Source organism: Frankia sp. AvcI1 (assembly GCF_001420875.1).
GTDB classification, from domain to species: domain Bacteria; phylum Actinomycetota; class Actinomycetes; order Frankiales; family Frankiaceae; genus Frankia; species Frankia alni.
The window spans coordinates 56,935-66,403 of sequence record NZ_LJFZ01000040.1; the positions used below are offsets into that span (position 1 = coordinate 56,935).

General features: G+C 73.7%; 8 protein-coding genes and 7 pseudogenes. All 15 read left to right on the forward strand.

All coding sequences use genetic code 11. From position 1 onward, the window contains the following. Nucleotides 1-21: 21 nt before the first annotated feature. The coding region (locus UK94_RS28580) for a bifunctional ornithine acetyltransferase/N-acetylglutamate synthase (RefSeq protein ID WP_235490382.1) at nt 22-909 on the forward strand (888 nt) is incomplete at its 3' end. A gap of 1 nt (nt 910) precedes the next feature. Continuing rightward, nucleotides 911-1,182, forward strand: a pseudogene (locus UK94_RS68665) (bifunctional ornithine acetyltransferase/N-acetylglutamate synthase); the annotation flags it as partial. Continuing rightward, nucleotides 1,179-1,844: acetylglutamate kinase (argB, locus tag UK94_RS68670; RefSeq protein ID WP_235490384.1), on the forward strand; the 666-nt coding region annotated here is incomplete at its 3' end. The pseudogene UK94_RS68665 and the gene argB, both read left to right, overlap by 4 nt. 1 nt (nt 1,845) lies before the next feature. Next, nucleotides 1,846-2,198, forward strand: a pseudogene (locus UK94_RS68675) (acetylglutamate kinase); the annotation flags it as partial. Further along, complete coding sequence (locus UK94_RS28590; protein WP_055752258.1) at nt 2,195-3,436, forward strand: acetylornithine transaminase; 1,242 nt, start codon at nt 2,195-2,197, stop codon at nt 3,434-3,436. The pseudogene UK94_RS68675 and the gene UK94_RS28590, both read left to right, overlap by 4 nt. Beyond that, nucleotides 3,433-4,425 carry an ornithine carbamoyltransferase gene (gene argF, locus UK94_RS28595; RefSeq protein ID WP_055752259.1) on the forward strand — a complete coding sequence of 331 codons (993 nt, stop codon included), beginning with the start codon at nt 3,433-3,435 and terminating at the stop codon, nt 4,423-4,425. The genes UK94_RS28590 and argF overlap by 4 nt, the downstream gene beginning before the upstream one ends. Next, a complete protein-coding gene (gene argR / locus UK94_RS28600; RefSeq protein ID WP_055752260.1) occupies nt 4,422-5,168 on the forward strand; it encodes an arginine repressor in 747 nt (248 codons plus the stop codon). The genes argF and argR overlap by 4 nt, the downstream gene beginning before the upstream one ends. Before the next feature lie 12 nt (nt 5,169-5,180). Then, on the forward strand, nt 5,181-5,455 hold a 275-nt coding region (locus UK94_RS68680; RefSeq protein ID WP_235490387.1), incomplete at its 3' end, for an argininosuccinate synthase. A 1-nt stretch (nt 5,456) separates the two neighbouring features. Continuing rightward, nucleotides 5,457-5,763: pseudogene (locus UK94_RS68685) on the forward strand (argininosuccinate synthase); the annotation flags it as partial. Between the two features lie 8 nt (nt 5,764-5,771). Next, nucleotides 5,772-5,869: pseudogene (locus UK94_RS68690) on the forward strand (hypothetical protein); the annotation flags it as partial. 1 nt (nt 5,870) lies between these two features. Continuing rightward, a pseudogene (locus UK94_RS68695) lies at nt 5,871-5,921 on the forward strand (hypothetical protein); the annotation flags it as partial. Between the two features lies 1 nt (nt 5,922). Then, nucleotides 5,923-6,003 (forward strand): annotated as a pseudogene (locus tag UK94_RS68700) (argininosuccinate synthase); the annotation flags it as partial. Nucleotide 6,004: 1 nt separating this feature from the next. Then, a pseudogene (locus tag UK94_RS68705) lies at nt 6,005-6,383 on the forward strand (argininosuccinate synthase); the annotation flags it as partial. Next, nucleotides 6,380-7,894 carry an argininosuccinate lyase gene (gene argH, locus UK94_RS28610; protein WP_055752262.1) on the forward strand — a complete coding sequence of 505 codons (1,515 nt, stop codon included), beginning with the start codon at nt 6,380-6,382 and terminating at the stop codon, nt 7,892-7,894. The pseudogene UK94_RS68705 and the gene argH, both read left to right, overlap by 4 nt. 194 nt (nt 7,895-8,088) lie before the next feature. Then, the gene (locus UK94_RS28615) at nt 8,089-8,829 is read left to right on the forward strand and encodes a DNA-3-methyladenine glycosylase (protein ID WP_055752263.1); all 741 of its coding nucleotides are present in this window, start codon (nt 8,089-8,091) and stop codon (nt 8,827-8,829) included. Nucleotides 8,830-9,469 lie beyond the last annotated feature (640 nt).

The following is a 9,469-nucleotide window of genomic DNA, read 5'->3' on the forward strand; positions in this document are numbered from 1 at the left end:
CAGCAGACAGGAGAGGTCACGGTGAGCGTCACCGCCCCGAAGGGCTTCCGGGCCGCCGGAGTCGCGGCCGGACTGAAGCCGTCCGGGCGTCCGGACATCGCCCTCGTCGTCAACGACGGGCCGTCCGACGCCGCCGCCGGCGTGTTCACCCGCAACCGGATCCAGGCCGCGCCCGTGCTGTGGACCCGCCAGACCCTCGCCGACGGCCGGCTGCGTGCCGTCGTCCTCAACTCCGGCGGCGCCAACGCCTGCACCGGGCCGGGCGGCTTCGCCGACACCCACGCCACGGCCGAGCACGTCGCGGCCGGGCTCGGCCTCGGCGCCGGGGACGTCGCGGTCTGCTCCACCGGGCTGATCGGCGTCCGGCTGCCGATGGACATCCTGCTCGCCGGGGTCACCAGGGCCGTCGCGGACCTCGCCGACACCGGCGGCGACGACGCGGCCGAGGCGATCCGCACCACCGACACCGTCGCGAAGACCGCGGTGCGGACCTCGACCGCCACGCCGGGGGTGACCGTCGGCGCGATGGGCAAGGGCGCGGCGATGCTGGCCCCGTCGCTGGCGACCATGCTCGTCGTCGTGACCACCGACGCCGTCGCCGACGCCGCGACCCTCGACCGGGTGGTGCGCCAGGCGTCGCGGGTCACCTTCGAGCGGGTCGACTCCGACGGCTGCCTGTCCACCAACGACACCGTGCTGCTGCTCGCCTCGGGCTCCGCCGGGGTGACGCTGCCCGAGGCCGAGCTCACCGAGCTCGTCGCCGCGGTGTGCGCGGACCTCGCCCAGCAGATGCTCGACGACGCCGAGGGTTCCACGAAGACCATCGCGATCACCGTCACCGGGGCCGCGAGCGAGGCCGACGCCCTGGAGGTCGGCCGGTCCGTGGCCCGCAACAACCTGCTCAAGTGCNCCCTCTACGGCAAGGACCCGAACTGGGGGCGCGTCCTCGCCGCGGTCGGCACCACCCAGGCAGCCTTCGAGCCCGACCAGCTCGACGTGTCCATGAACGGCGTGCAGGTGTGCCGGGCCGGCGCGCCCGGGGAGGACCGCGACCTCGTCGACCTCTCCGACCGGCGGATCGACATCCTCGTCGACCTGCACGCCGGCGGCGAGGAACTCACCATCTGGACGAACGACCTGACCGACGGCTACGTCTACGAGAACTCGGCCTACTCGACATGACCGACACCGCCCCCACTGACATCACCACCGCCACCGACATAACCACCGCCACCGGCACCGGCCGGGGACCGGCGGCGACCGCGCGCGGGCATGCGGCGCTGGCCAAGACGCAGGTCCTCATCGAGGCGCTGCCGTGGCTGTCCCGCTTCCAGGGCGCCACGATCGTCATCAAGTACGGCGGCAACGCGATGACCGAGCCCGCGCTGCGTGCCGCGTTCGCCGCCGACATCGTCTTCCTGCGCTACTCGGGGCTGCGGGTGGTCGTCGTCCACGGCGGCGGGCCGCAGATCACCGCGCACCTGGCGCGCCTCGGCGTCGAGTCGACGTTCGTCGGCGGCCTGCGGGTCACCACGCCGGAGACCATGGACGTCGTGCGGATGGTGCTGCTCGGCCAGGTCAACCGGGACGTCGTCGGCCTGGTCAACGACCACGGCCCGTTCGCCGTCGGCCTGTCGGGCGAGGACGCGAACCTGTTCACCGCGCGCCGGCGCCCCGCGATCGTCGACGGGCAGGAGGTCGACGTCGGCCTCGTCGGCGACATCGTCGAGGTCCGCGCCGAGACGGTCGACGCCCTGCTCGACTCCGGCAAGGTGCCCGTCGTCGCCTCCGTCGCCCGCGGGATCGACGGCGGCGTCTACAACGTCAACGCCGACACGGCCGCCNCCGAGCTCGCCGTCGCCCTCGGCGCCACCAAGCTCGTCGTCCTGACCGACGTCGAGGGGCTGTACGCGGACTGGCCGACCAGCGACGAGGTGCTCAGCGAGCTGAGCATCACAGAGCTCGAACAGCTCCTGCCGACGCTGGCGGCCGGCATGATTCCGAAGATGGAGGCGTGCCGGCGGGCGGTGCGCGGCGGCGTTCCGCAGGCGCACGTGCTCGACGGTCGGGTGCCGCACGCCGTCCTGCTGGAGATCTTCACCGACGACGGCATCGGCACCCTGATCACCCCGGACCGTGACACCGCCAACCGCGTTGCACCCGCCGCACCCGCCGCCTACTCCGGAGGAAGGCCATGACCGCCGATCTGCTCGCCCGGCGCGACGCCGTCGTGATGGCGACCTACGGCCGTCCGACGATCTCCCTGGTCCGCGGGCAGGGCACCCGGGTGTGGGACGACGCCGGGCGTGAGTACCTCGACCTGCTTGGCGGGATCGCCGTCAGCGTGCTGGGTCACGGCCACCCGGCGATCCGGGCCGCCGTCGTCGACCAGTTCGACACCCTCGGCCACGTGTCGAACCTGTACGCCAACGAGCCGCAGGTGCGCCTGGCCGAGCGGCTCGTCGAGCTGCTCGCCGCGGGCGCCCCGGCCCCGGGCCTGCCCGCCGGCGGCGCGAAGATCTTCTTCGCGAACTCCGGCGCCGAGGCCAACGAGGCCGCCATCAAGATCGCCCGACGCACCGGCCGGCCGGAGATCATCGCCGCCGAGGGCGCGTTCCACGGCCGTACCCTCGGGGCGCTGTCCATCACCGGGCAGCCGGCCAAGCGCGCGCCGTTCGAGCCGCTGCTGCCGGGCGTGCGGTTCGTGCCCTACGGCGACGCCGCCGCGCTGCGGGCCGCGGTCGGCGAGCGGACCGCGGCGGTGTTCCTGGAGCCGACCCTCGGGGAGGCCGGCGTGGTCCCGCCGCCGCCGGGCTACCTGGCGCAGGCGCGGGCGGCCTGCGACGACGCCGGGGCGCTGCTGGTGTTCGACGAGGTGCAGAGCGGCATCGGCCGGACCGGCTCCTGGTTCGCCCACCAGGCCGCCGGCGTCCAACCGGACATCGTCACCCTGGCCAAGGGCCTCGGCGGCGGCCTGCCGATCGGCGCCTGCATCGGCATCGGCGCCGCGGCGGACCTGCTGCGTCCTGGTGATCACGGCAGCACGTTCGGCGGCGGCCCGATCGTCTGCGCGGCGGCCCTGGCCGTGCTCGACACGATCGCCGCCGAGGGGCTGCTCGACCACGCGACGCGGCTGGGCGACCGCCTCGCCGCCCAGATCGTCGCGGCGGGGATCCCGGGTGTCATCGGGGTGCGCGGCGTCGGCCTGTGGCGGGCGATCGAGCTCGACGGCCCGTTCGCCCCGGCGGTGGAGACGGCGGCCCGCGCGGCCGGCTACCTGGTCAACGCGGTCGCCCCGGACGCCGTCCGGCTCGCCCCGCCGCTGATCCTCACCGACGCCGAGGCGGACGCCTTCGCCGCGGCGCTACCCGCGATCGTCGGCGCCGCCCGTGACGGCGCGAGCCTGTCGGAACGAGCCTCTAAGGTCACCGCATGACGGCCCGACACTTCCTCCTCGACACCGACCTGACCTCCGCGGAGCAGGCCGGAATTCTCGACGTCGCCGACCAGCTCAAGGCCCGCCGCCGCGATCCCGGGCCGGCGGACCGTCCCCTCGCCGGGCGGTCGGTGGCCCTGCTGTTCGAGAAGCCCTCCACCCGCACCCGCCTGTCGTTCGACGTCGGCGTCGCCGAGCTCGGCGGCCATCCGATCGTCATCGACGCGACGACCAGTCACCTCGGCCGCGGCGAGACGATCGAGGACACCGCCGCGGTGCTCAGTCGGTACGTCGACGCGATCGTCGTGCGCACCTTCGCCCAGCAGCGCCTCGAGCGGCTCGCGGCCGCGGCGAGCGTGCCGGTCGTCAACGCGCTGTCCGACCATGCCCATCCCTGCCAGGCGCTGGCCGACCTGCAGACGATCCGGGAGCGCCGCGGCCGGCTCGCCGGGCTCACCCTGACCTACCTCGGCGACGGCAACAACGTGGCGCATTCGCTGCTGCTCGCCGGGGCGCTCGCGGGGATGCGGGTGCACGTGGCCTCCCCGCCCGGCTACGAGCCGTTCGAGCAGGTCGTCCGGCACGCCAACGAGATCGGCGCGACCACCGGCGGCGAGGCGCTCGTCATGCACGACGCGCTGGAGGCGGCCGCCGGCGCCGACGTGCTCTACACCGACGTCTGGGCGTCGATGGGCCAGGAGGACGAGTCGGACAGCCGCTCGCTGGTGTTCCAGCCCTACCGCCTCGACGAGAAGGCCGTCGAGGCCGCCCGGCCGGACGTGCTGGTCATGCACTGCCTGCCGGCGCACCGGGACCTGGAGATCGCCGCGTCGGTGCTCGACGGGCCGCACTCGGTCGTGTTCGACCAGGCCGAGAACCGGCTGCACGCGCAGAAGGCCCTGCTCTCGCTGCTGCTCGCGCCGCCGTCGACGGGGGCGGGCACGGCCGCCGGCGAGGGCACGTCCGCGGGGGAGGGCACGGTCCGATGACCACGGCGGGCGTGGGCGCGGGGGTGCGGCGGGCCGCCCCGCTGACCAAGCACGCCCGGCAGGCGCGGCTGGCGGCGCTGATCGCGCAGCGGCCGGTGCGTTCGCAGTCGGAGCTCGCCCGCCTGCTCGCCACCGAGGGTGTCCAGGTCACCCAGGCCACCCTGTCCCGTGACCTGGAGGAGATCGGGGCGACGAAGGTGCGCGGCGCCGACGGCGGCCTGGTCTACGCCGTCGACGTGAACCTCGCGCCGGCGGAGATCGTCCGGCTTCCGCTGACCCGGCTCTGCGAGGAGCTGCTGGTCTCGGCGGAGGCCAACGGCGACCTCGTCGTCCTGCGCACCCCGCCCGGGGCCGCCCAGCTCTTCGCGTCCGCGCTGGACCGGGAGGCGCTGCCGGCGGTCATGGGCACGATCGCCGGGGACGACACGGTCCTCGTCGTCTGTCGGGCGCAGCTGCCCGCTCCCGCGGGTGGGAGCATCTCCGAGACCACCCCGGCCGGCGGGCAGAGCCAGGGGGAGGCGTCGCCGACCGGGCCGTCCGCGGGCCAGCCGCCGGTCCCGGGCGGGCCGGGTCTGGCAGCCCACCTGCTGCGGCTCGCCGACGGGCGGGCCCGCGCCGTGCCGGGCGTGGCCGCCGCCGCCCAGGCCCGTCCACGCACCCCGCCGGCGGGCGGGGCGGTCCTGGCGGGCACCGGCGGCGGCACCGGCACACCTGATGATGATCTTCCGCGCAATCCGACATAAGGAGTAAGTCCCGTGACCGAACGCGTCGTGCTTGCCTACTCGGGCGGCCTCGACACGTCCGTGGCCATCGGCTGGATCGGCGCCGAGACCGGCGCCGAGGTCGTCGCGCTGGCGGTCGATGTCGGCCAGGGCGGCGAGGACCTCGAGGCCATCCGCCAGCGCGCCCTCACCTGCGGCGCCGTCGAGTCGATCGTGGTCGACGCCCGCACTGAGTTCGCCGAGTCCTTCGTCGCCCCGGCCATCCGGAGCAACGCGCTGTACATGGATCGGTACCCGCTGATCTCGTCNCTGTCGCGGCCGATCATCGTCAAGCATCTGGTCGAGGCCGCCCGCGAGCACGGCGCGGACGCGATCGCCCACGGCTGCACCGGCAAGGGCAACGACCAGGTGCGGTTCGAGGTCGGCGTGTCGGCGCTGGCGCCCGGGTTGAAGGTGCTCGCCCCGGTGCGCGACTCGGGCATGACCCGGGACAAGGCGATCGCCTTCGCCGAGGAGCGCGGGCTGCCCATCGACGTGTCCAAGCGCTCGCCGTACTCCATCGACCAGAACCTCTGGGGGCGCACCGCCGAGTGCGGCATCCTCGAGGACCCGTGGGNACAGCCNCCGGAGGACGTCTTCGTCTACTCGGCGGACCCGACGGTCGCGCGGACCCCCGACGAGGTGACGATCTCCTTCACCGACGGCGTCCCGACCGGTCTGGANGGGCGATCCCTGTCGCTGGCGGAGCTCGTCGCCGAGCTCAACACCCGCGCGNGCGCGCACGGTGTCGGCCGGATCGACATGATCGAGGACCGCCTGGTCGGGATCAAGAGCCGGGAGATCTACGAGTGCCCGGNGGCGATCACCCTGCTGACCGCGCACCGCGACCTGGAGGACCTCACCCTCGAGCGCGACGTCGCCCGGTTCAAGCGGGGCGTCGACCAGCGCTGGGGCGAGATCGTCTACGACGGCCTGTGGTACTCGCCGCTCAAGGCCGCGCTCGACGCCTTCGTCGACGCGGCGAGCGCCGGGGTCGACGGGGACGTGCGGCTGCGGCTCGCGGGCGGGGTCGCCCAGGTCGTCGGCCGGCGCAGCCCGGGCAGCCTCTACGACCACGCCCTGGCCACCTACGACGCCGGCGACCAGTTCGACCAGGGTGATGCCCGTGGGTTCATCGAGCTCTGGGGCCTGCCGACGAAGGTCTGGGCGGCCCGCGAGCAGCGGCTGAACCCGTGACCTCGACGGATCACTCCGAGGAGGCGGCGGTGCCGAAGCCACCCGCCGGCGGGGCCACCGACGCCGACGCGCCCGCCGGCGGGGTGCTCGCCGGCGGGGCGTCGGCCGGCGCCCCGATGCGGCTGTGGGGCGGACGGTTCGCCGGCGGCCCGGCCGAGGCGCTCGCCCGGCTGTCGGTGAGCGTCCAGTTCGACTGGCGGCTCGCGCCCTACGACCTGCTCGCCTCGAAGTCGCACGCCCGGGTGCTGCACCGGGCCGGCCTGCTCGACGACGCCGAGGTCGCCGCGATGCTCGCCGCCATCGACGACCTGTCCGACGCGGTCGCCCAGGGGCGGTTTCGTCCCACGGTCGAGGACGAGGACGTTCACACCGCCCTCGAACGCGGGCTGCTGGAGCGGCTCGGCGCGCTCGGCGGCAAGCTGCGCGCCGGCCGCAGCCGCAACGACCAGGTCGCCACCGACCTGCGCCTGTACCTGCGCGAGCACGCCCGCCAGGTGGCCGCCCGGCTGACCGAGCTGTCCCAGGCGCTGGTCACCGTCGCCGAGCAGCACGTGGACACTCCGGCGCCGGGGATGACGCACCTGCAGCACGCTCAGCCGATCTCGTTCGGTCATCAGCTGCTCGCCCACGTGCAGGCGTTCGTGCGGGACACCGACCGGCTGCGGGACTGGGACCGTCGGGCGTCGGTGAGCGCGCTCGGCGCCGGGGCGCTGGCCGGCTCGTCGCTGCCGCTGGACCCGCGGGGGGTCGCCGCCGAGCTGGGGTTCGACCGGGCGTTCGACAACTCGCTCGACGCCGTGTCGGATCGCGACTTCGCCGCGGAGTTCCTGTTCGTGGCCGCGCTGATCGGGGTGCACCTGTCCCGCCTCGGCGAGGAGATCGTGCTCTGGACGACCCGCGAGTTCGGCTGGGTCGAGCTGGACGACGCCTTCGCGACCGGCAGCTCGATCATGCCGCAGAAGAAGAACCCGGACGTCGCCGAGCTCGCCCGGGGCAAGTCCGGCCGGCTCATCGGCGGCCTGACCGGCTTCCTCGCCACCCTCAAGGGGCTCCCGCTCGCCTACGACCGGGACCTGCAGGAGGACAAGGAGCCGGTCTTCGACGCGGTCGACACGCTGCTGCTGGTGCTGCCCGCGCTGACGGGCACGGTCGCGACGATGCGGGTCCGCCGCGAGCGGCTGGCCGCGGCCGCGCCGGACGGCTTCGCCCTGGCGACCGACGTCGCCGAGTACCTGGTGCGCCGCGGCGTGCCGTTCCGTCAGGCGCACGAGGCCGTCGGCCAGCTCGTGTCCTGGTGCGTCGCCCACGACGTCGACCTCGACGGTGTCTCCGACGACGACCTCGCGGTGATCAATCCGCTGCTCACCCCGGATGTGCGCGGCGTGTTGTCGGTGTCGGGCGCGCTGCAGGCCCGCTCCGCGCCCGGCGGGACCGCACCGGACCGCGTGCGCGAGCAGCTCGCGGCGCTGCGGCCGGTCCTCGACCGGGACCGCGCGTGGGCGGTGGACTGACGGCTACTCCCTGGCCCCCTCAGGGTCCTGCCAAGCCCTCTCAGGGCCCTCCCCGGCCCTCTGAGGGTCCCAGGCCCTCCGAGGGTCCCAAGCCTTCCGAGGGTCCCAGGCCCCAGGACGGTCTCGAGCTCTCTGCGGGACTCGAGCCTCCCGAGGGTTTCGAGCCCCCAGGGGGTCCCGGGCCGGCCGCCGACGTGGCCGGCCCGGCGCCGTACCCGGCGGGCTTCTTCGACCGGCCCGTGCTGGCCGTGGCACCGGATCTGCTCGGTGCGACGGTCCGGCACGGGCCGGTCGCCGTTCGGATCACGGAGGTCGAGGCCTACGGCGGCCTGGGCGATCCCGCCTCCCACGCCTTCCGCGGGCCGACCCCGCGGGCCGCGGTGATGTTCGGGCCGCCGGGCCGGGCCTACGTGTACCTCAGCTATGGCGTCCACTGGTGCCTCAACATCGTCTGCGGACCGGTGGGGGAGGGGTCGGCCGTGCTGCTGCGGGCCGGTGAGGTCGTCGTCGGTCTGGAGGCGGCGCAGGCCCGCTGGCCCACGCTCGCCGTCCGGGATCTGGCCCGAGGACCCGGTCGACTCGGACGGGTCCTCGGCGTCACCGCATCGCTGACCGGAACCCCGGTGACGGGCGGCGGACCTCTTGTCGTCCGCCCGCCGACATCCGAGGTCGCCGGGCTCGGCAAGGGACCGCTCGTCGGCCGTGTGTCGGCCGCAGGCGTTGTACCGGCCGCAGGCGTTGGACCGGCAGCGGGCGCGATACCGGCAGGGGGCGCCGGAGCGGCAGGGGATGGGGCGAGGTGGGGGGCGCCCGGCCAACGGATCGCCCGTGGCCCACGAGTGGGGATCAGCGCCGCTGCCGAGCGTCCGTGGCGCTTCTGGCTGGCGGGCGAGCCATCGGTCAGCACCGCGCGGCCGGGCCGTCGCCGCAGGTGACGGCCCCGCGGACAGATGCGGACGGACGGTACGCGGCCTGCTCGTGGGCAACTTGGCCCAGACCGCCAAGCCTCCCATATCAGAACATCACAACGAACCTCTCCGCGAGTGGTGTGACATAGGTCACACATCTGGGCGGGGGATTGATTTGACGCCCCCCGTCATCCACCCGTAATGTTCTCTCTGTCAGCNCAGCACGGCAGACGCCGAACAGGGCGGCTCCACTCGCTGGCAGAGCCCCTCCCCGGAGGGAGCTCGGGGAGAGCAGGTGCGAGGCGNCCCCTTCTTGGGCGTACTGACGAGCACCGCTCCATAAAACTTCGTAAGTGGCTAGGAATCCGCACGAGTACGACATCTCCCGATGTCATCTCGTTCGCGCCTGCTCCTTGAGAACTCAACAGCGTGNCGATTGTCAGTGCCAATTGTTTTACCCCGTTCATGGCCTGGCTGGTTGTTTTCTGCGCATCGTTTGTGGTGTGTGGGGGGTGGCTGGTTGTGGTTGTGAGGGATTCCTTTGGACACGGCATCACGGTTGTGGTGTCGATGTCGGGGTCTGCCGGTTTGTCCGGCACTCTCGAAATCATTGATGGAGAGTTTGATCCTGGCTCAGGACGAACGCTGGCGGCGTGCTTAACACATG

Bases quoted from the DNA above. Each gene is read 5' to 3' on its own strand.
- argF (WP_055752259.1), top strand. From the start codon at position 3,433: ATGACGGCCCGACACTTCCTCCTCGACACCGACCTGACCTCCGCGGAG.
- argR (WP_055752260.1), top strand. From the start codon at position 4,422: ATGACCACGGCGGGCGTGGGCGCGGGGGTGCGGCGGGCCGCCCCGCTG.
- UK94_RS28590 (WP_055752258.1), top strand. From the start codon at position 2,195: ATGACCGCCGATCTGCTCGCCCGGCGCGACGCCGTCGTGATGGCGACC.